Origin of the sequence: Embleya sp. NPDC050493 (assembly GCF_044458105.1) — a bacterium.
GTDB lineage: Bacteria > Actinomycetota > Actinomycetes > Streptomycetales > Streptomycetaceae > Embleya.
Map to the genome: position 1 here is coordinate 1 of NZ_JBITHP010000054.1, position 26,055 is coordinate 26,055.

Below are 26,055 nucleotides of genomic sequence, written 5' to 3' on the forward strand. Positions count from 1 at the left end.
CCGCCCCCCCCCCCCCACCCCCACGCCCGCGGCCCACCACCCCCCCCCCCCCCCCCCGCCCCCCCCCCCCCCCCCCCCCCCGCGGGCCCCCCCCCCCCCCCGCCCCCCCCCCCCCCCACGGCCTCATCACCGGTCAGGGGTCGCCGGGGTCGCGTGGGGTCACCGGGCCAGAGGCACGTGCCGGCGTTGCTCCCGGCCCCGTCGCCGGAGCCGGTCGCGGTTCAGGCGCCGGGGTCCGGGGGCGTCGCCTCGGCCGGTAGGCCGCGGGCCGTGACGAGTCGGGCGCTGCCGTCGGCAAGCCGGTAGGACAGACCCAGCACCGCCGTTCGTCCCTCGGCGACCTGGTCGGCGAGCACCCGAGAGCGGTCCAGCAGGAGGTCGACACTGTGCCGTATGTGCTCGGCGAGGATGTCGTCGTCCCCGGTGAGCCCGGCCGCGCGGGCGGCCAGGAGGCTGGGCGTGACGCGTTCGATGACGTCGCGCACGTAACCGGTGGCCGCGACGCCGTCGGTCAGTGCGGCACGGGCGGCCGCGATGGCGCCGCACGAGTCGTGGCCCAGGACCACGACCAGCGGGCAGTCCAACACGCTCACGCCGTACTCGATGCTGCCGAGCACCTCCGGCCCCGCCACATGGCCCGCGGTGCGGACGACGAACAGGTCGCCCAGTCCCCGGTCGAAGATGATCTCGGCGGCCAGGCGTGAGTCGGAGCAGCCGAAGAGCACGGCGAAGGGGCGCTGGCCGGGCGCGGTCTGGGCGCGGCGCGCGGCGTTCTGGTTCGGGTGTTGTGGGGTGCCGGCGACGAAGCGTCGGTTGCCGGCCATCAGCAGTTCGGCGGCTTCGGACGGAGTCGGTGGCGAGATGTCGGGCATGACCGCAGATTAGCCAAGCCTCGTTCGCCACGGCATCGGGGCCCGCCGAAGGACGGGCGACGGCGGCAGGATTCTTCCGGCGCCCGGTCGGGCATCGGGCCCCGACCCCGACGAGCGAACCCGTCGCGGGGCGGGCAGCGCCGATGCTGCGCTCGCTCGGCGCGGGATCGGATCACCCGTCCTCCCGCAGGTCGGGTACCACCTCACGCAGGCGCGGGATGTCCACCGCCCCCGCGCGCTTCAGCACGGGAGTCGCGGCGGTCAGGTCCACGATCGAGGAGGCGACGGCGGCTTCGGTGGGCCCCGCGTCCAGGTAGACGGCGATCGAGTCGCCGAGCATGTCTTGGGCTGCGGCACAGTCCTGCGGGGACGGCCGGCCCGTCAGATTGGCGCTGGAGACCGCCATCGGGCCGGTTCGGGCCAGCAGGTCGAGGGCCACCGGATGGGCCGGCATCCGGACCGCCACCGTGCCGTGCGTCTCCCCCAGGTCCCAGTCCAGCGACGGCCTGTGCCGCAGGATCAGGGTCAGCCCACCCGGCCAGAACGCCTCCACCAGTGCCCGGCCCGACGCGGGAAAGTCGGTGACCAGGTCCCGCAGGGCGTCCGCGGATGCGACCAGCACCGGCGAGGGCATGGCCCGCCCCCGGCCCTTGGCCTCCAGCAGACCGCTCACCGCCTTTCGGTCGAACGCATCGGCCCCGACGCCGTACACGGTGTCCGTCGGCAGCACCACCAGTTCACCCCGGCCCACCGCCGCGGCGGCCTCGTCGAGCCCGACGGAACGCCCGGACGCCGTGGAGCAGTCATAACGACGGGACATCGCCGTCCTCCATTCCACCGGGCCTTCGGCCCGCACCTGCTTGCTCACTCCGGCAGGCTACCGGCCCGCGACGAGCGTTCCCGCCGTACGGTTCGCCCGCTCGCGCACGAACCCGCGGGAGGGCCGGTCATGGCCGCGCGGGCGTGTGCGCCGAGCGTGTCGCCGGCGCGGGGCTCGGCCCCACCGCGACAAAAACCCGGCAGGTCGGGGGCGGGCCCGCCCCGGGAGCCGTACCGGCACGGCCGCTGCTCAGTCGGTGGCCACGGCCTCCACGACGGACAGCACCGTGGGAGTGTCGAGGATGCGGTTCAGCCGCAGGCCGGCCTCGGCGAACAGGGCCGTGAAGTCCGCGGCGGTGCGCTCCCGGCCGGCCAGGGAGGCCATCATCATCAGGTCCAGCGCCTTGGCCTGGTGCCGGGCGTCGCCGGGCGGGACGACGGCGTCGACGACCAGGATCCGGCCGCCGGGGGCCAGCGCGCGGCGGCAGTTGCGCAGCAGGGTCACGCAGTGCTCGTCGTCCCAGTCGTGGGTGATGCGCTTCATCGTGTAGACGTCGCCTCCGTCGGGCACGGAGGCGAAGAAGTCACCCTCGGCAAGCCGCCAACGCCCCGCGATGTCCGGGGAGTCCAGGCGGTGGCCGGCCAGCACGTGCGCCCGGTCGTAGAGCACGCCGTGCAGCGCGGGACGGCCGCGCAGGACGGCCCGGAGCAGGCCGCCGTGGCCGCCGCCGACGTCGACCACCACGCCGTGCTCGGGGAAGTCGTACGCGTCGGCGATGGGCTGGTCCTCCGGGTCGGACATGGCCGCCATGCCGTCGTGGAAGACGGCGGCCGTGGCGGCGTCTCGGGCGAAGTGGTCGAAGAACGGCATTCCGAAGATCGCGTCGAAGGCCGAGCCGCCCTCGCGCAGGCAGCGGTCCATCTCGCCGGCCGGCAGCCACATGGTGCGGTCGGTGATCATCAGGACGGCGGACCGCACGGACAGCGGGGCGTCGCTGCGCAGCGCGCCGCCGGCGGCGGTGAGCCGGAAGGCCCCGGTGCCGTCCTCGGCGAACAGGCCGCGGGTGGCCAGCAGGCGCAGGACCCGGTGGAGGTAGGCCGGATCGGTGCCGGTGGGGCCGGCCAACTCGGCCGGGGTGCGCGGGCCGTCGGCCAGGTGGTCGGCCACCCCGACGACGGCGGCCGCTCGAAGCGCGGCCGGGTACAGATAGGCCAGCGCCTCGTCGATCAGATACGCCGCCGAGCCGCGGCCGTCCGGATCGGCGGCGTCGGCCGGTCCGTTGCCGTCGGCCGGTCGGGGCCGGACATCACTCACCGGATGACCTCCTCGTCGTGGGGGCGGCCGTGCTCTCGCCTCATCGTGGCAGCCGGCGCGCGACGCGGATACGCGTTCCTCGCTTTCCGTCGGGAGGTCGAGCACGAACGTCCGAAACCCACCCGCACACTCAGGACAGGTGCGCGATCTCCACCGTCAACGGACCCGCGGCCTCGGTGAGACCGGCCTCGGTCGCGCACTGTGGCTTGGGCAGGGGCGACAGGGTTCGGGTGGTGACCGTCGTGGCGCCGGCGAAGCGTCCGGAGAGGATCCTCCCCTTGAAGACCGCCGCCCGCCCCCCGCCGACCGGGCTCTCGACGCCGCCGGACTCCTCGAGGGTGCTGCTGCCGCCGTCGTCCCAGGTGATGGTCGTCTCCCGGGTGCGAGTGCCCCCGTCGCAGGTCATCACCCCCGACATCGTGGAGGTCAGGCGACCCGAAGCGGGCAGCGAGTCGCCGAAGGGCAGACAGGAGGTCAGCTCGCCGGTGCCTGCACCGGCGACCTGACGCGGCGTCGCGTTCAACCCCGGCGTGAAGGTTTCGCTCTGGAACCCGGTGCAGACCTGCACCACGGGCACCGGCAGCGCGTGCGCGGCGGGTCCGGTCGAACTCGCCGTACCCGCCGCGACGAGCACCAGCCCGGCGGCGAGGCCGGCGGGTCCCGTACCGAGGAGTCGGGTGGGGTTCATGGGTCGACCTCGCAGACGGATGTGGCCGTCGGGCGGCGGCGAAGGAGCCGTAGGGGCGCTCGCCGCACCCGCCGCGGCGGCGGGAACGAGAATGACAGGCACTGCGATCGCACAACGACGCAGGTCCGGGAGGCGTTGCGGGCGTTCCCTCGAAAGGGCGAGACGCCCTCCCGACGGCCGGGCCCCGGACGGCTCCCAGCCTCTTGACCCAGTCAATGAGTTCGTGCCACTCTGCGACCGAGGGAATCCCTTCAGTGGCATTTTGTTGGCGTATGCCCGGGTTCACCCATGCGGCGAGACATGCCGCGGCGCCGCGCATTCGCCTCGGTTCCGAGCGTCCCCACCGGTCTGCGCTCACCGAACCGGCCCGCGTGTTCGGCCCGATGGGCCCGATGGGCCCGAGCGGACGTGCCGCTTCGCCGACGATCACCTCACTCGGGGCGTCGTCTCGTAAGCCCCGCAGCCGGCGGACGGTTGCCGCCGGTCGCCTCACCGACTTGGAGAGCGTCCGGATGAACGCCCGCAACCCGCACGCAGGACTGCCGATCACCGATGACGACGCGGCGATCGCCGCGGCGCTGGAGGACGTCAGCGTCCCGGCGCTGATGTTGTCGCTGGTCCACTTGACCGGCGACCCGTCGTACATCCGGGGCGCGATCAAGCCGCGCATGCTGGTACTCAACGAGATCCAGGGCTTCATGCCCGAGGAGGAGCAGGCCGAGGTGCGCAGGCTCGCGCTGGAGGCCATCCGCGCGTACCGGGACGCGGGCTGCGTGTTGCCCGAGCAGCCCGGCCCCGAGCTGCTGCACGAGATGATGAGCTGGCTGGCCTGCGACGAGGTCCCGCGAGAGTACCTGCCGATGCTCCTGGAGGACATGGGGCTCGACGGCGTGGACGCCCGCCGCGCGAGCGAGTCGGGGGATCCGGCCGCCCGTGCGGGGTTCCCGGTCGTGGTCATCGGCTGCGGTCAATCCGGTCTGCTGGCCGGGATCCGGCTCCAGGAGGCCGGCATACCGTTCACGATCGTCGAGAAGAACGCCGGCGTGGGCGGCACGTGGTACGAGAACACCTACCCGGGCTGCCGCGTCGACGTGGGCAACCACTTCTACTGCTACAGCTTCGAACCCAGCGACCACTGGAGCGAGTTCTTCGCCCGCCAACCCGAACTCCAGGCCTACTTCGAGTCCGTGATGAACCGTCGCGGCATCACCGAGCACGTGCGCTGGGGCACCGAGGTCGTCTCCGCAGTGTGGGACGAGGGCTCCGCGACGTGGCGGGTGACCGTCGAGACCGACGGTGCCCGCTCGGTGCTGACCGCCCGAGCGGTGATCTCGGCGGTCGGCCTGCTCAATCGACCCAAGCTGCCCGACATCGAGGGCATGGACGACTTCGCCGGTCCGTCCTTCCACTCCGCGCGGTGGGACCACGGCGTCGATTACCGGGGCCGCAGGGTCGTGCAGATCGGAGCCGGGGCCAGCGGGTTCCAGATCGCCCCCACGATCGCACCGGACGTCGCGCACCTGACCGTCTTTCAGCGCACCGCGCAGTGGATGTTCCCCAACCCGAACTACCACGAGAAGGTCGGCCCCGGCGTGCGGTGGGCGCTGCGGCATCTGCCGTTCTACGGCCGCTGGTACCGCTTCATGATCTTCTGGCCGGGCAGCGACGGCGCCCTGGCCGGGGCCCGCATCGATCCCGAGTGGCCGCACCAGGACCGCGCGGTCAGCGAGCGCAACGACCTCACCCGCCGGTGGTTCACCGACTGGATCACCGCCCAGGTCGGCGACGACCCCGAACTGCTCGCCAAGGTTCTCCCGGACTACCCCGCGACCGGCAAGCGCACCCTGCAGGACAACGGGAGTTGGCTGCGCACCCTCAAGCGCGACAACGTGGACCTGGTCCGGGAGGGCGTCGCACGCATCGAGAAGGACGCGGTGATCAGCACGTCCGGCGAGCGGTACGAGGCGGACGTCATCGTGTACGCGACGGGCTTCCACGCCAACAGGTTCCTGTGGCCGATGCACATCGTCGGACGCGGCGGCGCGGTGCTCGGCGAGCAGTGGGGCGACACGCCCACCGCGTACCTGGGCATCACCGTCCCGAACTTCCCGAACTTCTTCTGCCTGTACGGGCCGGGCACCGGGCTCGCGCACGGCGGCAGTCTGATCTTCCAGTCCGAGTGCCAGATGCGGTATGTCTCGGCGTGTCTGGACACGCTGATCTCCGGGGGGCACCGCTCCATGGAGCCCACCCGCGAGGCGCACGACGAGTACACCGCGCGGCACCAGGCGGAGATCAAGCAGATGGTGTGGTCCTCCCCGGCCGTCGAGCACTCGTGGTTCAAGAACCGCAACGGCGACATCTACACCGCGAGCCCGTGGCGTTTGGTCGACTACCGGGACTGGACCAAGAGCCCGGATCCGGACTCCTACACGATCGACTGACGATGGTGGGCTTGGTCGTCACGGGGCGGTCCGGGAATTCCGCGCGGCGGTGAGGATCCCGTCCCGGGCGTCGGGCAGTCGGGCCGGCGCGCCGGCGGGCTCGACGTCCAGGCCGGCGCGGCGCCGCTGACACAGGCGTTCGAGCGCCTGCACTCCCGGTTCCGCGCCGCGGAGCAGGGAGGGTCCGGAGCCGACGAAGCGCGAGCAGACGCCCACATGGGCGTGGTGCACTTCGGTCAGGACCTCGACCAGGCGTCGGTGGGCAGGCCGCAGGGTGGCGGACTTCGTCGGTGCGGCCAGACCCCACTCGCGCAGGCACCGCACCAGGACCCGGTGATCGGCCGACCACAGGCCGGAGAACCCCGTTCGGCGGACATGCGGTGGAGCCATCGAGGGCCGGACGATGTCGTGGTAGTCGTCGACGCCGAAGGACGCGGTGATCCGCAGGGCGGACGCGCAGGCGCGCAGGAAGTGCGCGGCGCTGTCCAGCCCGTGCGCCGTCTCGGCGGGCGAGGGGGCGTGCAGGGCGTGTCGCAGGGCGATGACGGTGGCCTGGGTGAGGGCGAAGAACAGTCGGTGTCCCTGGATCCAGCGTTCGCGCACCGTGGCCTGCGTCGCGCGTTCGGAAGAGTCCGTTCGAGGAGCCAACCCCGCCGCATGCGCGGCGAGTTCGAGGTCGGGCTCGGTCGGGGTTCCGTCCGGGTTCCGGGAGAAGGCCCGCACCGTGCCGAGGATGTCGTCCAGGGCGTCGATCAGCAGGGGCTCGGGGGCACAGGTGCACCGCGCGACCACGAAGTATTCGTCGAACGCGGCTTCGCGGGGGTCGCGTTCGGGGACGCGGCGGTGGCCGGGGGGCGTGTGGTGCCGTTCGGGTCGGTGCGCCGCCGCACGCAGGCCTGCCAAGTCGTGGGGCAGGCGGTGGGGAGGAGCGAGCCACAGCACGGATTCGCTTGTCATATGGGCCGTTTCGATAGGTTTGTGCGGTACGTTACCCGGCATGTCACGAATTCCCATGGATGATTCGTTTCGCGGCGCGATCGGCGTGGTCGCGGAGATCCTCGAAAACTATTGGGAGGACCTGCGCGAGGAACGCCTGCCGGTCACGCCGGACCTGCGGCCGGGGGACGTACGCGCGATGCTGCCGGATTCGGTGCCCGTGCACGGCGAGCCGATCCGCGACGTGCTGGCCGATGTGCGGCGTGTGGTGATGCCCGGGCTCGTGCACTGGCAACACCCGTCGTTCCTGGGCTACTACCCCACCCAGACCAGCCCCGCGTCGGTGGTCGGCGAGCTCCTGGCGTCCGGTCTGGCGGTCCAGCACATGATGTGGTCGACGGGTCCGGCCGCCACCGAACTCGAAGAGGCGGTCCTGGACCATCTCGCCCGCGCGCTGGGCCTGCCGGAGCGGTTCCTCAGCGGCGGGGACGGCGGCGGGGTCCTGCAGGACTCCGCGTCCTCGGCGGTCCTGGTGGCCGTGGTCGCCGCCCTGTACCGGGCCTCGGGCGGGCGGTGGCGCGAGCACGGCACCGAGGGGCGGTATCGCCTGTACTGCACCGACCAGGCCAACTCCTGCGTCCCGAAGGCCGCACGTATCGCGGGCCTGGGGGAACCGGCCCTGATCCCCACCACGACGGGCACCTGCGAGATGGACCCGCACGCCCTGCGCGAGCGATTGACGGCCGACCGCGCCGCCGGCGTCGTTCCCGCGATCGTGGTCGCCTCCGTCGGCACCACGGGCACCTGCGCCGTCGACCCGGTCGCCGCCGTGGCCGCGGTGTGCCGGGAATTCGGGGCGTGGCTGCACGTGGACGCCGCCTACGCCGGATCGGCCGCCATCTGCCCGGAGAACCGCTGGATCAACGACGGCGTCGAACACGCCGACTCCTACGCCGTGAACTGCCACAAGTGGTTGCTGACCGGACCGCCCTGCGACGCCATGTGGGTGGCCGACCGACGCAGCCTCACCGCGGCCATGGACATCCGCCCGGACTTCCTGCGCAATCGGGCCAGCGACTCGGGCCACGTCACCGACTTCCGGGACTGGCAGGTGCCGCTCATGCACCCCTTCCGGGCCCTGAAACTGTGGTTCGTCCTGCGCACCCACGGCATCGAGGGCCTGCGCGCGCACATCCGCGAACAGCTCTCCCTCGCCGCTTTGTTCGCCGACCTGGTCCGCGACAGCCCCGGCTTCGAACTCGTCTCGCACACACTCGGACTGGTGTGCTTCCGCCTCGACGGCGACAACGCACGCACCGAACGCCTGCGCACGGACCTGGACGCCACCCGGCGAATCCTGGTCACCCCCACCACCGTCGACGGCCGCTACGTCCTGCGCGCGGCCCTGGGCTCACGCCTGGCCTCGCAGACCTCGGTACGCGACGCCTGGGCCTTGGTGCGCGAGGTCGCCGCCGCGATCCCCGACGAACGCCTCGGCTCGCCCGAAGCGCCGGCTTCGATGACGACGACCTCGGTGGGCACCCGGTGACCACGAACGCGTCGGCCCGCCGCCACCACCGGAACGCCGCGCCGCCCGCCCGGGGCACCGCGGGAGCGGTCGCCCTCCCGGAGGACGACACGGACCGTGGGCGTGACCGGAGCGGGATCCGGCCGTACCGGCACGTGGTCGATGCGGAGCCCGAAGGCATCTCGCGCACCGGGCACACACACCCACGAACCCACACCATCACCACACGGACGACATCCCACGGAGAACATCGTGCCCGGGCATGACAAGGGGGCCGCGGCAGGCGAACGCTGGTTCGACTACGCGGCGGCACACCCTCATTCCAGCATGGAGATCGGCGGGGTGGCCGTGGTCGCCGGCCCCACGCCCTCGACCCTCGAACTGCACGCGCTGATCGACCTGGCCCGCGCGGCCCATCCGCCGCTGGGCGACCGGGCCCGCCCGCCCGGCGCGAACGCGCGCGGCCCGGCCGAGGCCGCCGACCACTTCGACGAGGTGGTGCTGCCCACCCACGGCGGCGACGTCGCGCTGCACGCGGCGATCGAGCGCGTGTGCGCCCGGCCGCTCACGGACGTCACCTGGGGCGTGACCCTGCTCCACGGCCACCGCGACGACGAGTTCGCCCTGCTCCTCCGCGCTCACCACGGCCTCCTGGACGGCATGTCCCTGATCGGGATCATGCTCGCCGCGCTGGGGGAAACCGGCCTCCCGCGCCGCCGCACACGTTCCGAGTCGTCGCCCTCCTGGACGCCCGGCCGGGTGCGTGCCGTGCTGGGCGCGGCCGCCGACCTCGCGCTGCCGGCGCGCTCGATCACCCTCGGCCCCGCACGGGTCCAGGCACCGACCGGCCCACCGCGTCGGCGCTGGGCCCACACCCCGCTGCCTCGACTGAAAGCCATCGCGCGCGCGGGCCGCACCAGCCTCAACGACGTCTACCTGGCCGCCCTGGCCGGCGCCCTGCGGCCCTGGCTGCCCGACGACGCCGGCGGCACCGTACGGGCGATGGTGCCCCTCGACGCCCGGCGCCGCGACACGAGCGACGCGGTGGGCAACTTCCACCGTGGCGTCCCCGTCGTCCTGCCCTGCCTGCTTCCCACCGCCGTCGAGCGGCTGGCCGCCACCCACCTGGCCACCGCGAACATCCGAACCGGCCGCCTGGACCCGGACGCGGACGCCCTGTTCGAGACCCTGCCCACCCGTTGGCACGGTCGGGTCCTGGCCCGGGCCCTGCACCCGCGGCGCACCACCCTGGTGGCCACCCATGTCCCCGGCCCCGCGCGGCCCCTCGAACTCCACGGCCACCACATCCACACCCTGTTGCCGCTGATGTTCCTGCCCGCGGGCCACCACCTGTCCGTCTGCCTGGCCGAATACGCCGGAACCGCGCACCTGGCCGTGATCGCCGACCCGAGCCTGCCCGACGTCGACGAACTCCCGGTCCGCTGGCTCGCCGAACTCGACGCGCTCGAAGCCGCCCTCACCCCCCGCCGCCCCGACGCCGCTCCCGCGCTCACGCCCGAAGCGACCGCCGACCCGAAGCCGGCCCGCCCGATGCGCACCACGACGCCGTGACGCCGACCCGGTCCGGCCGAGGGTGTTGTCGTCGTGGTCGAGGCGACGCCCGCATTGTCCGATTCCCGGTGTCACTCGGGCGAGGACGGCGTCGACGTCGGTGGTGACGACGCGGCGCCATCGGGCACCGAGGATGCGTTCGAAGCGACGGCGGCCGCGCAGTTCGCCGGTGTGGCGAACGGCGCCGAGCTGTTCGGGACTGCGGTTCGCGTAGCGGTGCGTGACGCGGCACCCGGCGGGAGTCCGGGCAGACGTCGAGGACACGGCCCGACCAAGGCGCCCCCGTCGCCCCACCCGGTGCGAAACAACGAGGGTGGGAACTCGGGACGGGCGACCCGGCGTTGGGATCGTGAACCGGATCGTGTCCACATCGGCGTGGAAACGGCGCGGACCGAGGAGGGTGCGATGATCCGGCGACACGTCGCCGTTCGTCGTCCCCTCGGCGGCTCCGCCCCCCGGCGCGGCCGCGGCTCACCGGCCCCCGCTCGCCGGGGCATCCGGCGCGGTGGGTGGCTCGGGGTGTTGCTCGCGATCACCCTCGCGCTGCTCGGCGTGCCGGCTTCCCCCGGGTCCGCGCGCGCGGACGCCGTACCCGATCCCGACCGCGCCTCGATCTCCGCGCACACCGCCGCCGACCCGGGGCACGTGCGCGACGTCGCCGACGAGGCGACCCGCGACGCGCGGCGCGGTCCGCCGGGACCGTCGGCCGTTCGCGAGACCCCCGACGAGCGGCACCACCTCCACCACTCCCCCGACGCGGCGCTCGCGGGGCGGGACTCGGCGCTCCCGCCACCCGCGGGACACCGAGCCCTCGCGCTCGCCGTCGGCGTCGATCCCTCGCTCCGTCGTTTCGCGCTTCCGCCGGGTCGCGCGCCACCGTCTCCCCGGGCTCCAGAGCGTCCCTGAGTCCGATCGCCGCGCGCCGGCCGCCGGCCGCGGTGCATCCGTGGAGACCATCCTTGTCACGTACCTCCAAGGTGCGGGCGTTGTTCGCCCTCGCCGTCCTCGTCATGTCCACCTACATCGCCGCGACCGTGCCGCCGCGCCTCGGCCTCGACCTGCGCGGCGGCACCCAGATCGTCCTGGAGACCCGGGACTCCCCCACCGCGAAAGCAGACCGCGACGCCACCGATCGAGCCCTGGAGGTGCTGCGGCGTCGAGTCGACGCGCTCGGCGTCTCCGAACCCTCCCTGGTCCGCTCGGGCGACCGACGGATCATCGTCGAACTACCCGGCGTGCAGGAGCCGCGCCGGGCCGCCGAGGTACTCGGCCGTACCGCACAGCTCACCTTCCATCCCGTTCTCGACGTCGCCGACCCTGGCGGTGCCGCCACCCCACCCGACACCGAGGGACGACAGGTACTGCCGGACGAGTCCGGCCGGATGCTGAGGCTGGACGCCACCCGGATGACCGGAGCCGACGTCGACAAGGCCGAGGCGCTGCTGGATCCGGCGGGCGGCGCCTGGCACGTCACGCTCGACCTGCGCGGGCGGGGCGAACGGGCCTGGGCCGAACTCACCGGGAAGGCCGCGTGCGCGCCGGCGGGAACACCCGAGCGACGCGTGGCGATCGCCCTGGACGGCAAGGTCGTCTCCTCGCCCCAGGTCGACTCGTCGGTACGCTGCGACACCGGAATCCTCGGCGGTTCCACCCGCATCACCGGCGACTTCGACAAGCGCGAGGCCCGCGAGTTGGCGCTGCTGATCAACGGCGGCGCACTGCCGGTACCGGTCGAGACGGTCGAACACCGCACCGTGGGACCCACACTGGGCAAAGCGGCCATCGAAGCCGGCACCTGGGCCGCGATCGTCGGGGCGGCGGCGACCGCGCTGTTCATCGCGTGTGTGTACCGGCTGCTCGGCGTGCTCGCCGCCGTGGCCCTGGCCGGCTACACGGTGATCGCGTACGCCGCCCTGGTCGGGGTGGGCGCCACCCTCACCCTGCCCGGACTCGCCGGATTCGTGCTGGCCGTCGGCATGGCGGTCGACGCCAACGTGCTGGTGTTCGAACGAGCCCGCGAGGAATACCTCGCGCGGACCGCACCGGCCCTGCGTCCGTCGCTGACCCGAGGCTTTCGCAACGCGTTCGGTGCCGTCGCCGACTCCAACGTCACCACCCTGATCGCCGCCGGCCTGCTGTTCTTCCTGGCCACCGGCCCGGTACGCGGCTTCGGGGTGACACTGGGCATCGGCGTGCTCGCGTCGATGATCAGCGCGCTGGTGGTCACCCGGGTCCTGGCCGAGTTCGCCGTGAGCCGGGCGGTGGTGCGGCGCCGGCCCCGGATCAGCGGCATCGCGCACCCGGGCCCGGTACGCGAGTGGCTGGCCCGACGCGATCCGAACCTGATGCGGCATCGCCGGCGCATGCTCGCCGTCTCCGGCGTGCTCGCGCTGGGCCTGGCGGTGTCCGGTGTGGCGGTACGCGGCCTCGACTTCGGCGTGGAGTTCACCGGCGGACGGCTCGTGGAGTACTCGACCACCCGGTCGGTCGATCCGGACCGGGCCCGGTCGGCACTCGGCGACGCCGGATTCCCCAAGGCCGTCGTGCAGACTTCGGGCGATCGCGAACTCACCGTACGCACGGAAAAGCCGACCGAGGCCGAGGAAGCGCGGATCACCGCGACGATCGCCGAACTCGGCGGCGGAGCGGAGAAGGTGCGCGACGAGTTCATCGGACCGAGCCTGGGGGAGGAATTGCGATTCAAGGCCATGGTCGCCCTCGGGGTCGCGCTCGCCGCCCAGATGGCGTACCTCGCGGTGCGGTTCCGATGGACCTTCGGGGTGGCCGCCGTCGTTTCGATGGCGCACGACGTGCTGATCCTGGTGGGCGCCTTCGCCTGGTTGGGGCGCACCGTGGACGCGGTGTTCCTGGCCGCGCTGCTCACCGTGATCGGCTACTCGGTCAACGACTCCGTCGTCGTCTTCGACCGGATCCGCGAACTGCGCCGGGCGCCGGGGCCCGCGCGGGGCAAGCGCTCGCTTGCCCGGATCACCGACACGGCGGTGTTCCAGACCCTGCCGCGTACCGTCAACACCGGCTCCGGCGCGTTGTTCGTCCTGATCGCGCTGGCGGTGTCGGGCGGGGACACACTGGCCGACTTCGCCCTGGCGTTGCTGATCGGCGTCGTGGCCGGCACCGCCTCCACGGTAAGCGTCGCCGCCCCGCTGGCAGTCGCGCTGGAATCACGCGCGACACCCGCGCCACCACGCGCGACCCCGGCCCGAACCCCGGCCGCCCCCACCGGCCACCGCACCCACCGCCCCGGCCACACACCCCACGACAACGGCGCACGCATCTGACCCCAACCACCCACCACTCCAACCCCGGGCCCGAACATTCCGGCGTCCGCGCCGGACTCGTTCGCACCGGTGTGGACGGCGGGATGCCGGCCGGCCGCACCGTCGGGGGCGAGGCCCCCGACGGGGCGGTTATTGTCGGCGGCATGAGTGCTTCGGCAATGTCACGGGTCGAGATCGACGGCCGGTCCACCACGGTGGACCGGCTGCACGCCGTCGCCGTGGGCGGTTACGGCCACTTCACCGCCATGCAGGTGCGCGGCGGCCGGGTGCGCGGCCTCGCCGACCACCTCGATCGGCTCGACGCGGCCAACCGGGAGTTGTTCGGCAGCCCCCTGGACGGGGAGCTGATCCGGCGGTACATCCGGCACGCGCTGGCCGACGACGTTCTCGACGCGTCGGTGCGGGTCCATGTGTTCGCCGCGGACGAGGCCGGGGCGGTCGCGGTCCTGGTCACCCTGCGACCGCCCGGCGACACGCCGCCCACGCCACAGGCGTTGCGGTCCGTCCCGTATCTGCGTTCCGTCGCGCACATCAAGCGCGTCGGGGACTTCGGACAGGCGCACTACCGCCGACTGGTCGCCCGCGAGGGCTTCGACGAGGCGCTTCTGACCGGCCCGGACGGGCTCGTCGCGGAGGGCGCGATCACCAACATCGTCTTCTTCGACGGCACTTCGCTGCTCTGGCCGAACGCGCCCGTCCTGGAAGGCATCACCATGCGTCTGCTCGAACGAGCGCTCTCCGCAGGGCCGTTGCCCTCCCGACGCGGCCCGATCCACCTGTCCGACGTGGGCTCGTTCCGGGCCGCGTTCGTGACGAACTCGCGCGGGATCGCGCCGGTCCGGTCGATCGACGACGTGCCGATCCCGATCGACACCGCGTTGGCGGCGACGCTCGGCCGAGTGTACGAGTCGATCGCGTGGGACCCGATCTGACACGCATCGTGTGCGGCGGCCGTCGCCGCGGTCCGGGCGTGGTCGGCCACCCGATGCGCCCGCTGCGCCCGGTACGCCCGCTGCGCCCGGGCAAAACGAAAGGCAAGGAGCGTACCCACTCCTTGCCACTCTCAACTTATAGCGCACCGGGGGGCTTGCGGCAAGACCCCCGGCGAACCGCAGAATGATCGACCTCAGCTCGACAACCTGCGGAAATGAGCGTTTTGATGATCGACGTGATCGTGGTGGGCGGCGGACCGACCGGCTTGATGCTGGCCGGCGAGTTGCGGCTGGCCGGAGTCCGGGTGGTCGTGCTGGAGAAGTTGACCGAGCCGACCGGGGAATCCCGCGGGCAGGGCCTGCACACGCGCAGCGTCGAGATGATGGACCAGCGCGGTCTGCTGGACCGGTTCCTCGCGGTGAGCGAGAAGTTCCAGGCCGGTGGTCTCTTCGGCGGCGTCATGAAGCCGTGGCCGGAGCGGTTGGACACCGCGCACCCGTACGGCCTCGCCACGCCCCAGCCGCTGACCGAGCGCCTGCTCGACGAGCGGGCCCGCGAACTCGGTGCCGAGATCCGACGCGGCTGCGAAGTGGTCGGGCTGAGCCAGGACGACGACGGGGTGAGCGTCGAGTTGGCGGACGGTACGCACCTGCGCTCGCGCTACCTCGTCGGGTGCGACGGCGCCCGCAGTGCGGTGCGCAAGGGGATCGGCGTCGGCTTCCCCGGCGAGCCCGCCAGGGTCGAGACGATGCTGGGCGTCATGGAGGTGACCGAGGATCCGGCGACGATCACCGCCGTCGTCGCCGAAGTCCACAAGACCCAACTGCGGTTCGGCCTTCTGCCCCTCCGGGACGAGAACGAGGGGCTGTACCGCATCGTCGTTCCCGCCGACGGTGTGGCCGAGGACCGCGCGACCCCGCCGACCCTCGAGGAGTTCAAGCGGCAGTTGCGGGCCGTGGCGGGCACCGATTTCGGCGCGCACTCGCCGCGCTGGTTGTCCCGGTTCGGCGACGCCACCCGGCAGGCCGAGCGCTACCGGGTCGGCCGGGTGCTGCTGGCCGGCGACGCGGCGCACATCCACCCGCCGACCGGTGGACAGGGGCTCAATCTCGGCGTGCAGGACGCGTTCAACCTGGGCTGGAAGTTGGGCGCCGCGGTCAACGGTTGGGCACCGGAAGGGTTGCTGGACAGCTATCACGCCGAACGCCACCCGGTGGGCGCGGCCGTGTTGGAGAACACCCGGGCGCAGATCACCCTGCTGGGGACCGATCCGGGAGCGACCGCGCTGCGGCAGCTGTTCTCGAAGCTGATGGACTTCGAGGAGGTGAACCGGTACATCACCGAGATCATCTCCGCGGTCGGGATCCGCTACGACTTCGGCGAGGACCAGGGCCATGAACTGCTCGGTCGGCGGATGCGGGACGTGCCGCTGAAGGAGGGGCGTCTGTACGAGCGGATGCACGGCGGTCGCGGACTGCTGCTCGACCGGACCGGCCGGCTTTCGGTGACGGGTTGGGCGGACCGCGTCGACCACGTCGCCGATCTCGGCGAGGAACCGGACGCACCCGCGGTGCTGTTGCGGCCGGACGGCCACGTGGTGTGGGTGGGTGCGGACCAGTCGGAACTGGACAACCGGCTGTCCGCGTGGTTCGGCGCCGCGACCGGCTGAACAAGCGGGTGGGCGGGCGGCCGGCGAACCGACTCGCGGGCGAGCCCCGCACACCTCGTCCTCGGCAAGCCGCACACACCTCTGCATCCGCCAACCGCCATCCGCACCCAGTGCCCGTGTAACCGACCTGGACTACGGGACGGTGGCACAGGCACTGAAGTGCGAACGGTCACACGCCTTTTCGATTACCCGAAACGGCGATCATTCCCCGCGGCCCCGGAGGCGGGTAGGTCAGGGTCGGTACTCGGGCCGAAGCCTCGGGTGTCGGCCAGGGTTCGGTCGAGGAGGGGGAGCAGACGGTCCCAATGACGTTGCATCGCGGAGGGGTTGAAGGCATCGGTGTCGGACATGGTGAAGCCGTGGACGGTGTCGGGGTAGATCTCGGAGGTGTAGTCGACCCCCGCGGCGTCCAGGGCCTGGTTGAGCTCGCCGAGGGCCTCGGGCGTCATGTCGCCTTCGGCGTGGCCGAGGTGGACCCGGGCGGTGAGCTTGGCGAAGAGGTCGGGCCCGTCGGCGCCCACGGGGCCGTGGAATGCGGCGACGGCGGCCACCCGGCCGGGGTGGGCCGCAGCGGTGCGCATCGCCAGGAGACCGCCTATGCAGTAGCCGGTCACCGCAACCGGTCCGGCGCCGACCTCGGGCCGGGTGGTGAGGAACCCGAGGTACGCGTCGGCGTCGCTCAGGACACGTTCGGCGGTGTGCGCCTCGATCAAGGGCATCAGCCGGCCGAAGACCGCGGGCCGGACCTCTTCTCCGATGTACTCGGGCAGTTCGATCACCGGTGCCGGGCCGTGCCGGTAGAAGAGGTTGGGGACGAGCACGTAGTACCCGTGTTCGGCCAGTTCGTGTGCCAGCTCCCGCAGCACGGGCCGGATGCCGAAGCCGTCCGCGTACATCAGCACCCCTGGGTACCGCTCGCCGCCGTCGGGGAAGGCGGCGAACGCGTCGGCCCGGCCGTCCGCGGTGGGAATGTGCAACGTCTTGGTGGGCATGAGTTCTCCTGTCGTGGTTGACGTGTCGAGCTGTGATCAACGATCAACACGACAGGAGGCGGAGCCCGCGCAGCAGCAGCGGACCTTCTGTCCGACAACGGGCCGACACCGGCCCGTACGGCGCTCAGCGGAGCGCCGGGTCACCAATCCGTGTGTGGCGCAATGCCGTCCCGGTAGTCATCGCCGCCCAACGTAACCCATCGAACCCGATCGATGCCGGCCCACCCCGGTCCACTGCGCTCTCGCCGCGCGGAAGGCGCGCGCACACGCGGTGCGTTCCCACCGGACCCTCCTGTCCCGATTGCGCGAGCGTGCGCGCATACGCATGCACGCGTAGGACAATCTCCTCGCCCGGAGCACACCGATACCCGTCGAGCGAAAAGGCATCCACGCACCCGCATCGGTGTTCCACCGCAGGTCGAAGCACCACTCCCCCGACACGTCACTGCGACACCCGTATCGTCTGGCATGCCTGGTCCCGGTACGCCGCCCACGGAGAGAGGAAGACTCATGCGCTCCACGCGTACACGATTGACCATGGTGGCGGTGGCCCCGCTGCTGCTGTTCGCCGTCGCTTGTTCCGACGACTCCGGCAGCTCCCGCAGCTCCGGCAACAACGCGGACGGCAAGAGTGGTTCGCCGACGAACGGTGCCACGACCGGATCCCCCACCAATGCGTCCGGATCCCCGCAGACATCCGGGTCGGGTGCCCCCGCGCCGTCCGGCAGCGGCACGTCCCGACCGTCGGATGGCAAGGGCTCGGCAGCCAAAACGCTCAGCGCGGCGCAGCTCAAGGCCGCATTCGTGGTCGCCGCCGATCTCCCGTCGACCGGCTGGCGGGTGACGACGCCGGAAACCGAGGACCCGGACGCGTCGAAGGTCGACAAGCCGGCCTGCCAACCCGTCATGGACCTGATGGGCGGAGGTGGCGTGACCGGTCCCTCCGTCGCACACATCAGCGGCGAGCTGACCCCGCCGGGCGCGGCGGAGTCGCAGTACGCGTTCTCCCTCGCCTCGTATCAACCGGGCGTGGCCGAGAAGCTGTTGAAGGACGCGAAGGCGGCTCTCCCGTCGTGCGGCACCTTCCGCTATGCCACGCTGACGTACCACGTGACGCCGCTGCCGACCCCGAACTTCGGCGACGAAAGCCTCGCCTTCAAGGTCTCTTCCGACATCGGCCTCAGCGCCGCCATGACCACGACGCGCGTCGGCTCCGTCATCGTGCAGGGTGCCTCGCAGAACGCCGAAAAGGAGGTCCCACCGGCCGTCTTCAAGGCACAAACCGACAAGGTCACGGCGGCGCAGCGCGGTTGAACCCCACTCCCGACGAGGAGGGCTGCCTGCACGTATCCGGTCGGAAAGGTTCAGTGCTCGCAGAGGGAGAATTCTCGTTCGTACACCTGCTCGTTGTGTTCGTCGACGAAGAACTTGCGTTCCCGCATGAGTTGTTCGCGGTGGTTCCTGGCCTGTTCAAGCGTCATGGTCGAGGTGTCGGACCATGGTTGTTGCGGTGGCACATCGGATGTCGAGACGATCGTTTCCGACGGGTCGACCAGGAAGAACGCGAGAATTTTGCGATGCCCCGGGCGGGTGGGGTCCATGAGGCGGAACGAGCCCACGCGGTGTTGCAGGATGTTCGGGAACGCCAGGCAGCGGCCCGCCGGGGTCGATGTCGATCCCAGCATCTGGTTCAGTGCGTCTTCGTCCTCCAGCCCGTAGACCTCGCGCAGGCCGTCGTCGTCGTTCTGTTCGTAGCTCGGGTCGTCGAGTGCCGCCCGGAAACTCAGGTTGCTTTCGGTGATGTTCTCGCTGTCCCAGTAGTAGATGCCGGTCGAGACGATCCGCTCGTTCATCATCCCCTCGACATGCCAGGAACCGCCCGGGTACTCGGGCTTGTCCGGGGTGAGATGAATGGTGGCGAGCTTGACGATGACCTGGACACGGCGGCCGCGCAGGTCGACTCGGGCGGATTCGTCGGGCAACGCGGGCGGGGTGAAGGCCGGGGCGTCCGGGACGACCGGACGGCGGTTGTCCCACCAGTCTTCGTGGGCCGCTTCCCATGCCCGGTGGGCTTCCGCGTAGGCCTCATCGTCGCTGTAGGAGGCTTTGTCCGGATACTCCGGCTCGGAGTCGTACCACCCGTAGGGATCGGCCTCGATCCGCAGGGGCCGCGGATGGCGCAGATCGGTGAGCACGTTCTCCAGCAGCGGGCGCATGCGCGCGAACAAGTCCGGCAGGACGGAGGCCAGTTCGCGATGGGTCTCGGGGTGGACGTTGTTGACGTACGAGCGGAAGGCGACATCGCCGTCGTCACTGACGTCGACGTCCGTGGGTAGCCACTGGAATTTCTCCGAGACTTCGTACTTCGAATAGCGGTCCGTCGGGTTCCGCCAAGCCCGCTCGGGACCACCGCTCACCCCTCTCACCAGGCAGAACAGTGAGGGATGCACCAGATCCAACACCTGATTGTCGGATCCGGGATGCCAGTCTCGTTCCGCCTCGGGGACCTGTTCGAGAACCCGAACCGCCTCGCGCAGCCGGGATCGGAGCTTGTCGTCGATCAGTGTGTCCGACTGCCACACCCCGTCGACGGCGGACACCTCGACGCCGGTCCGTCCGTCCCGCAGCGCGGCGTAGTGCGCGAGTTCGGAAAGCACGTAACGAACCTGCGCTTCGGTGAGGCCCTGGGCGAGCGCTTCTTGCGTCCACCTGCCGACGATGTCGGCATCGTTCATCTTGTCGAACCACCCCGGCTTCGCCCGAATGTGTGCGCTGCACCGGATCATCTGAAGTTCCCGCAGCGTTCGCGGTTTCGCGAACGATATGGAACGGGAAGCTTGAAAGGGCAACGGGAAAGCAGACAGGCCGGTCAACTCGCTTGGTCCTCCCAGTCGGTGTGCGGTGGCCGGAACAATACTTCAACAGACCGACACCGCAGCCGCGCTCCCTGTCATCATCGGCGGTCCGGGAGTCGGGGCTTCCTGGAACACACGCCCGCCGTCGACCGACCACAGCGGCGGCACCGCAACCATCGCGGTGACCGTCGAGACGACCCGCGGTATCCCGACCACCGGACCGCTCCGGTGGTGGGAACGACGGCCCGGCGGCACCGCGAAATGCCCGCTCCGACCGGACCGTGACCCATGGGCGCCAGGGCTCCGCCGCACGGACCCGCCCGCACACGTCGGCCGAGCCTCCCGAACCGGACGAATCGTCACCGCGCACGATGAATCCGCCTGATCTAGCGTGGAAATATGAAGACACACACCACGCATTACACAGTTGTCAAGGGCGACACACTCTCCGCGATAGCCGCAAGGTTCGGGACCACCGTCGAACGACTCGTCGAGTGGAACCACATCGCCGATCGAGATCGCATCCCGATCGGGCTGGACCTGCTCGTCGCCGAACCGAGTCCGAGCGAGAGCTACGTACCGTTCCCCGGCGCGGGCTTTTTCACGAGTACGCAGGACGACCGGATCATCATGTCGATGGGGATCCGCCTGGTCCAGGAGGACTGCTCGGCCTGGCTTCCTCCGGAGGGACCGACGTCGCTGTGGACGAAGACCGCCCGGGAGTCCTACGCGATGTGGCAGCGCAAGCTCGGCTACCGGGGTTCGGACGCGGACGGCATTCCGGGCCTGGCGTCCTGGACGAAACTCAAGGTGCCCTACTTCAACAACGAAGGCGACTGAAGACACCCGGGTCGCCGCCATGTCCGCCCTGCCCGGCGCGGGGCTTTCCACGGCTGTCCGATCCTCGGGCCGTCGCCGCTCCACGGACGGGAAGGGCTTCCCCGCAAGCCTCGCCGATCGCAATGCCGACGTTACCCGAGACCGGTTCGCCGGCCCGGGGTCGTTGGTAGTCTCGCCCCGGACCTGAACGATGTACCTGCGGGGGAGCGTTGTGAGCGATCAGCCGAAATGGGCCTGGTGGGTCGTGGGGATCGTGATCCCCGTCGTGGGGATCGTGGTCTCGATCCAACTCGCCACGAACTCGGATTCGGACGACAAGACGCCGTCGACGAACACCGCTGCCTCGGCGCCCGCCTCCACCGGCGGCCAAAACCCGGCACCCGCGTCCGACGCCACGGCCTCGTCGGCCGCGAGCGGACCCGCGAAGGTGCTGGCCGGGCCGGTGCGCATCACGTTGAGCGAGAACGCCGACTACATCGACCTGGACAGCCCTTCGCCGACTCCCCAACCGTCGGGCAAGGGCACCGACGCGACGGTGGGGTTCAACCTCCCGGACCTGTCGCTCGGCCCGCCCCGTTCGGGCAACGTCGTAGCGATCGCGCCGCCCCAAGGCCCCGACCCGACCCGGGACGAGTGCAACCAGGCCATCACCAAGCGCGGCACCTACACGAGCGGCCCCCTGGCCCAGGGCATGCGCGTGTGCCTCCAGACCGACGAGGGCCACACCGCCTACCTGCGGGTCGTCAGCGTGCCCACCCGCAAGGCGATCACGTTCGAAACCACCGTCTGGGAGTGACCGCGAGCCCGGCGCGACCACCCCGACGGGCCGACTCGTCGCGTTCGAGGTGGATCAAGCGCCGTGAACGCGGCGTGCGCGCGAGCACCGGGCAGGTCCTTGGGCAACCCTTCCAGGACCGGAGTCCCTCTCGTCCCCCAGCCGCACCACTGCCACTACCGGCACCGCATCCGCCCGACCGAGGGAATGCTCGGATGATTACCCGCGACGTCCGTGAACTCCCGGTCACCGGAACCGACTCCGGCCCACACGCGATAATCTCGGGCCCGAACGGCCGTGGTGCACCCCCGGGCGCGCCGATCGCCGCGGACGTCAGCCGCCGCACCTCGACGCGGGAGGACAGCAGGTGACCGGCCACAACCCCGCTGTGGACGGCCAAGTCCTGGACCCCTTCGGGACTTTGCGCCGGGCATTGTGGATCGGCGGCGGCCAGTGGGCCGGGAAATCGACCGTGGCCCGACTCCTGGCCGTCCGGCACTGCGTCACCGTCTATCACTACGACCACCACGACGCGCGCGCCCACAACGATCGCCGGATCGCCCGTCGCGTCGGCCGCGGCGAGCCTCCCGCCGAGACCGACCCGGACAAGGTGTGGGTCCATCCCACCCCGGAGGAGATGGCCACCGAAACCCTGGCCGGCTTCCCGGACCGGTTCGAGTGGGTCCTGGACGACCTGCGCGCACTCGTCTCGGGCCACCCGATCATCGCCGAGGGTTGGGGGCTCCGTCCCGAACTCGTCGCCCCGCTCGTCGACTCACCGCGCCGGATGGTCGTGATGGTGCCCACGCCGGAGTTCCGCCGACACCAGGTCCGCGAACTTCCCCGAGCCGCCTCGCTCGGGCACCGCGTCAGCGATCCGGTCCGAGCCCAGGCCAACCGCCTCGCCCGGGATCGCCTCGTCGCCGAGGACGCCGTCCGCACCGCCCACCGGCTCGGCATCCGCGTGATCGAAGTCGACGGATCCCGCGATGCCGCCGCGATCGCGGACATCGTCGCCGACCACTTCGGCCCCTACCTCCCGCGTCACCGGCACGAGGTCTGATTCACGACACGACGCGAAGTCGCGCATCGCGTACGTACCTCCGCATGGTTCGCCGTACCCGTCACGTTGGTCCGGCCCGGGTACCCGGTGCGTCGGCCACCCGGGTCACCTGCCGCGTCGTCGTCGGCACGCGACGTTGCCTTCGGACACCGACTCACCCGCGACACGGCCGGGACGTACGCCCGTGCGTGGTGGGCCGGTTCATGATCGATGTCGTCTTGTCGATGCGATCGATTGTGAAATCTGACGCATCGTCATATCGTCACGCCGGTCGAACGGAATGATCGACTCCGGTGGGGACACCGGGTGTGCTCGAACGCGCACGCATACGTGCACTGGACGCACGGATCGACGGATCGCACGGAGTTCAGGGGTGAGACACGTGAGCCAGGAGCTGCCCGAACCGGCCGCGCAGGCCGGCGGGATCCGAGCCGTGGGGATCGAACGCCGGTTCGGTCGCGGCGCGAGCCGGGTGCACGCACTCGGCCCACTCGATCTGGACGTCGGCGCGGGAGAGTTCTGCTGCATCGTCGGCCCGTCCGGGTGTGGCAAGTCCACGTTCCTGCGGATCGTGGCCGGCCTGGTCAAGCCGACGGCCGGCCGGGTCGAGGTGACGGCGACGACCGCGCACCCGGCCGCGATGGTGTTCCAGAACTACGGCATCAGCCCGTGGAAGACGGTACTGGCCAACGTCCGGTTCGGCCTGGACCTGCGCCGGGTGCCACGCAAGGAGGCGGACGCACGAGCGCGCGACTGGCTGGGTCGACTCGGCCTCGCCGACTTCGCCGACCGCTATCCCGCGGCCCTGTCCGGCGGGATGCAGCAGCGCGTATCGATCGCCCGCGCGCTCGCGGTCGAGCCGGAGATCCTGCTCATGGACGAACCGTTCGCGGCCCTGGACGCGCAGTTGCGAACGATCCTGCAGGACGAGCTCCTGGAGATCTGCCAGGCGGACCGGCGCACCGTCCTGTTCGTGACGCACAGCCTGGAGGAGGCGCTGGTCCTGGGCGACCGGGTGCTGGTGATGTCCGCCCGCCCGGGACGACTGATCGCCGAGCGGGTACCGCCGTTCGCCCGCCCGCGTACCGGAGAGGTGCGCAGGTCACCGGAGTTCGCCGCGATGCAGGCCGAACTGTGGGAACTGCTGCGCGGCGAGGTCGAGCAGGCGTCCACGCAGGAGCAGGAAACGGACCGGGCGCGGGAGACGGGCCCGGAGCAGGACCCGGAGCAGGGCGACAGACGGAAGAAGGACAAGGAGGAGGTGGCGTCGTGACGGTCACCGTGAAGGACAACGCGCCGATCCGGGTGCTGGTCCGTGAGCCGGGCGCCGCCGAGCGCGACCCCGGCCGGGCGCGGACGCGACGCCGACTCGTGGAGATCGGCCTGGCCGTGGCCGTTCCCGTGCTGCTCCTGCTGTGGTGGCAACTCGCGGCGAACCAGGGGTGGGTCGACGACCGGCTCTACCCCGCACCCTCGACCATCGTCGCGGACGGCTGGACCGATGCCGCCGACGGCAAGCTGTGGCCGGACGTGTGGGCGACCCTGGCCCGGGTCCTGCCCGGCTACGCGATCGGCGCGTTCGGCGGGTTCGTCGTCGGCCTCCTGATGGGCACCAACGCGCTGATCCGGGCCGCGCTCGAACCCACCCTGGATGCCCTGTACGTGGTGCCCAAGCTCGCGCTCCTGCCGATCTTCATGACCATGTTCGGCCTCGGCGAGGCGCCGCACATCGCGCTCGTCGCGGTGACGGTGTTCTTCTTCGTCTGGATCGCCACGATGGCCGCGGTCATCGCCGTGCCCGACGGCTACCGCGAGGCCGGGGCGGTCTTCGGCGCCGGTCCCTGGCAGATGTTCCGGCACGTGCTGCTGCCCGCGTCGCTGCCGCAGGTCATGGTGGGCCTGCGGATCTCGGCGGGCGTCGCGGTCCTGGTCATCATCGCCTCCGAGGGGATCGCCTCGCCCGACAACAAGGGCCTGGGCTACGTGATCTTCAACTCGCGCCAACTCTTCGACAACCGCGCGATGTTCGTCGGGATCATCGTGGTCGCGATCGTCGGGGTGCTCTTCTCCGAGCTGATCCGCTACGTGGGTCGAGTGTGCACCCCGTGGGCACCGCGCGACCGCGGTCCCGGGCAGTCCTGACGCGACGTCACCACCTTGGCCGGGCCGCCTCGTGCGCGACCGGGCCCGATCACACCTCGGCGCACCGACTCCGAAAGGCACATCATGGCGAGACGCGGACTCCTGACGGCCACCGCATTGTTGGCGTGCACCACGCTGCTCGCCGGGTGCGGCGGCTCCGCCGACTCCGGTTCGGGCCGGGACAAGACCCCGCAGCCCAAGCGCGCGATCGAGGCGGTCGCGGGATGTGAGCACGCGTGGACCGATCCGGCCGATCTGGCCCCGACCCGCAAGCCCGCGCGTTGCGCGGCGGGTTCGCCCGCCGCGAAGCCGCTCGCGCAGAGGGTGAAGATCACCGTGACGGCGGGCTCGTTGTCGGCCGAGTATCTCGGACCGCTGCGCACCGCGATCGCCAAGGGCGAGTTCGCGAAGGAGGGCCTGGACGTCGAGCTCAAGCAGATGCCGGCCACCGATGCGATCACCCTGCTCGCCAAGGGCCAGGTGGACGTGCTGTACTCGGCACCCGAGGCCGGCATGGTCAACGCGGTCAAGCAGGGCTTCGACATCAAGTGGGTCGCGGGCAACTACTCGGTGGCTCCCGAGTCCAAGACCGGGGTCTGGGCCCGGGTCAAGAACGGCCGGACCGGGGACGCGGTCGACCTCAAGAACGCGCGCTTCGGCACGCTGGTGGGCAAGACGTCGGTGATCATGTACCCGATCGAGAGCGTGCTCGCCCAGCACAAGACCAAGCCCACCGAGGTCTCCTTCCAGCAGCTGGACGGCGCGGGTGTGCCCGAGGCGTTCAAGAACGGTGGCATCGACGCCGCCTGGCTGCTCGACCCGATCTGGAAGGACTTCGAGGGCAAGCCCGAGTACACCTTCCTGGGCGGTCAGCCGGTCGGCGAGCCGCTCGGCGGAATGCTCTACGGGGAAAACCTCCTGGCCAAGAACCGGGACGCCGGCGTCGCGTTCCTGCGCGCGTTGATCCGCACCGTGAACACGTACTTCGCGGGCGACTACAAGCAGGACCCGGCCTTCGTCCAGGAGTTGGCGACGACGCTGGGCAGCAAGCCCGAACTGCTCAAGTCCGTGCCCGCGCAGGTGGTCGACTGGGAGATCCGCGGCGGCACGACCGACCGGGTGCAGAAGATGTACATCGAGGGCAAGGTGGTCGAGGCGCCCGCGCTGCCGGAGGACAAACTCGTCGATCGGTCCTTCTACGCGGAGGCCGTGGGCCACACCGGCCCCTGAGCGCGGCGCCCCCCCGGGGGGGGGGCCGGCCCGGCGCGGGGGGGGGGGGGGGGGGGGGGGGGGGGGGGGGGGGGGGGGCGCGC

21 protein-coding genes are annotated in these 26,055 nt (G+C 71.4%); 14 read left to right on the forward strand and 7 right to left on the reverse strand.

From position 1 onward, the window contains the following. Positions 1-221: 221 nt before the first annotated feature. The 4 genes from ACIBM5_RS45855 to ACIBM5_RS45870 all read right to left on the reverse strand — a co-directional run bounded on the left by ACIBM5_RS45855 (position 222) and on the right by ACIBM5_RS45870 (position 3,694). Positions 222-872 (reverse strand): carbonic anhydrase, encoded by a 651-nt coding sequence (locus ACIBM5_RS45855; protein WP_396012651.1) that lies wholly within the window; start codon positions 870-872, stop codon positions 222-224. Positions 873-1,044: 172 nt separating this feature from the next. Continuing rightward, a complete protein-coding gene (locus ACIBM5_RS45860) occupies positions 1,045-1,692 on the reverse strand; it encodes an L-threonylcarbamoyladenylate synthase (protein ID WP_396012652.1) in 648 nt (215 codons plus the stop codon). A gap of 249 nt (positions 1,693-1,941) precedes the next feature. After that, entirely contained in the window at positions 1,942-3,006 is a 1,065-nt protein-coding gene (locus ACIBM5_RS45865; RefSeq protein ID WP_396012653.1) for a methyltransferase, read from the reverse strand. A gap of 130 nt (positions 3,007-3,136) precedes the next feature. Beyond that, positions 3,137-3,694 (reverse strand): hypothetical protein, encoded by a 558-nt coding sequence (locus tag ACIBM5_RS45870; RefSeq protein ID WP_396012654.1) that lies wholly within the window; start codon positions 3,692-3,694, stop codon positions 3,137-3,139. Positions 3,695-4,206: 512 nt separating this feature from the next. Here ACIBM5_RS45870 and ACIBM5_RS45875 point away from each other — a divergent pair. Then, the gene (locus tag ACIBM5_RS45875) at positions 4,207-6,138 is read left to right on the forward strand and encodes a flavin-containing monooxygenase (RefSeq protein ID WP_396012655.1); all 1,932 of its coding nucleotides are present in this window, start codon (positions 4,207-4,209) and stop codon (positions 6,136-6,138) included. 18 nt (positions 6,139-6,156) lie between these two features. Here ACIBM5_RS45875 and ACIBM5_RS45880 read toward each other — a convergent pair whose 3' ends face one another. Next, a complete protein-coding gene (locus ACIBM5_RS45880) occupies positions 6,157-7,095 on the reverse strand; it encodes a hypothetical protein (protein ID WP_396012656.1) in 939 nt (312 codons plus the stop codon). Positions 7,096-7,135: 40 nt separating this feature from the next. Here ACIBM5_RS45880 and ACIBM5_RS45885 point away from each other — a divergent pair, with 40 nt between their 5' ends. The 6 genes from ACIBM5_RS45885 (at position 7,136) to rox (ending at position 16,075) form a co-directional block, all read left to right on the forward strand. Next, positions 7,136-8,623 (forward strand): pyridoxal-dependent decarboxylase, encoded by a 1,488-nt coding sequence (locus tag ACIBM5_RS45885; protein ID WP_396012657.1) that lies wholly within the window; start codon positions 7,136-7,138, stop codon positions 8,621-8,623. A 231-nt stretch (positions 8,624-8,854) separates the two neighbouring features. Continuing rightward, positions 8,855-10,174, forward strand: a complete 1,320-nt coding sequence (locus tag ACIBM5_RS45890; RefSeq protein WP_396012658.1) for a WS/DGAT domain-containing protein — start codon at positions 8,855-8,857, stop codon at positions 10,172-10,174. Positions 10,175-10,579: 405 nt separating this feature from the next. Then, entirely contained in the window at positions 10,580-11,080 is a 501-nt protein-coding gene (locus ACIBM5_RS45895; protein WP_396012659.1) for a hypothetical protein, read from the forward strand. 53 nt (positions 11,081-11,133) lie between these two features. Then, positions 11,134-13,473: a protein translocase subunit SecD gene (secD, locus tag ACIBM5_RS45900; protein ID WP_396012660.1), complete on the forward strand. Its 2,340-nt coding sequence runs from the start codon at positions 11,134-11,136 to the stop codon at positions 13,471-13,473. A 143-nt stretch (positions 13,474-13,616) separates the two neighbouring features. Next, positions 13,617-14,405, forward strand: coding sequence for an aminotransferase class IV family protein (locus ACIBM5_RS45905; RefSeq protein ID WP_396012661.1), 789 nt, complete (start codon positions 13,617-13,619; stop codon positions 14,403-14,405). Between the two features lie 227 nt (positions 14,406-14,632). After that, the gene (gene rox, locus ACIBM5_RS45910) at positions 14,633-16,075 is read left to right on the forward strand and encodes a rifampin monooxygenase (protein ID WP_396012669.1); all 1,443 of its coding nucleotides are present in this window, start codon (positions 14,633-14,635) and stop codon (positions 16,073-16,075) included. Positions 16,076-16,260: 185 nt separating this feature from the next. Here the strand turns inward: rox and ACIBM5_RS45915 are convergent, their stop codons facing one another. After that, positions 16,261-17,067 carry a dienelactone hydrolase family protein gene (locus ACIBM5_RS45915; protein ID WP_396012662.1) on the reverse strand — a complete coding sequence of 269 codons (807 nt, stop codon included), beginning with the start codon at positions 17,065-17,067 and terminating at the stop codon, positions 16,261-16,263. Positions 17,068-17,577: 510 nt separating this feature from the next. Here ACIBM5_RS45915 and ACIBM5_RS45920 point away from each other — a divergent pair. Then, positions 17,578-18,381, forward strand: coding sequence for a hypothetical protein (locus ACIBM5_RS45920; RefSeq protein WP_396012663.1), 804 nt, complete (start codon positions 17,578-17,580; stop codon positions 18,379-18,381). Between the two features lie 50 nt (positions 18,382-18,431). Here ACIBM5_RS45920 and ACIBM5_RS45925 read toward each other — a convergent pair whose 3' ends face one another. Further along, positions 18,432-19,940, reverse strand: a complete 1,509-nt coding sequence (locus tag ACIBM5_RS45925; protein ID WP_396012664.1) for a DUF4246 domain-containing protein — start codon at positions 19,938-19,940, stop codon at positions 18,432-18,434. Positions 19,941-20,321: 381 nt separating this feature from the next. Here ACIBM5_RS45925 and ACIBM5_RS45930 point away from each other — a divergent pair, with 381 nt between their 5' ends. From ACIBM5_RS45930 to ACIBM5_RS45955, 6 genes are all read left to right on the forward strand, one after another. Continuing rightward, positions 20,322-20,762, forward strand: coding sequence for a peptidoglycan-binding protein (locus tag ACIBM5_RS45930; RefSeq protein ID WP_396012665.1), 441 nt, complete (start codon positions 20,322-20,324; stop codon positions 20,760-20,762). A gap of 211 nt (positions 20,763-20,973) precedes the next feature. Then, on the forward strand, positions 20,974-21,558 hold the full coding sequence (locus ACIBM5_RS45935; RefSeq protein ID WP_396012666.1) for a hypothetical protein: 585 nt from the start codon (positions 20,974-20,976) through the stop codon (positions 21,556-21,558). A gap of 346 nt (positions 21,559-21,904) precedes the next feature. Further along, complete coding sequence (locus tag ACIBM5_RS45940; protein WP_396012667.1) at positions 21,905-22,600, forward strand: hypothetical protein; 696 nt, start codon at positions 21,905-21,907, stop codon at positions 22,598-22,600. A gap of 424 nt (positions 22,601-23,024) precedes the next feature. Next, positions 23,025-23,873, forward strand: coding sequence for an ABC transporter ATP-binding protein (locus ACIBM5_RS45945; RefSeq protein ID WP_396012670.1), 849 nt, complete (start codon positions 23,025-23,027; stop codon positions 23,871-23,873). Further along, a complete protein-coding gene (locus tag ACIBM5_RS45950; RefSeq protein WP_391589550.1) occupies positions 23,870-24,742 on the forward strand; it encodes an ABC transporter permease in 873 nt (290 codons plus the stop codon). Before ACIBM5_RS45945 ends, ACIBM5_RS45950 begins: the two co-directional genes overlap by 4 nt. 84 nt (positions 24,743-24,826) lie before the next feature. Continuing rightward, positions 24,827-25,972, forward strand: coding sequence for an ABC transporter substrate-binding protein (locus ACIBM5_RS45955; protein WP_396012668.1), 1,146 nt, complete (start codon positions 24,827-24,829; stop codon positions 25,970-25,972). Positions 25,973-26,055: the final 83 nt, after the last annotated feature.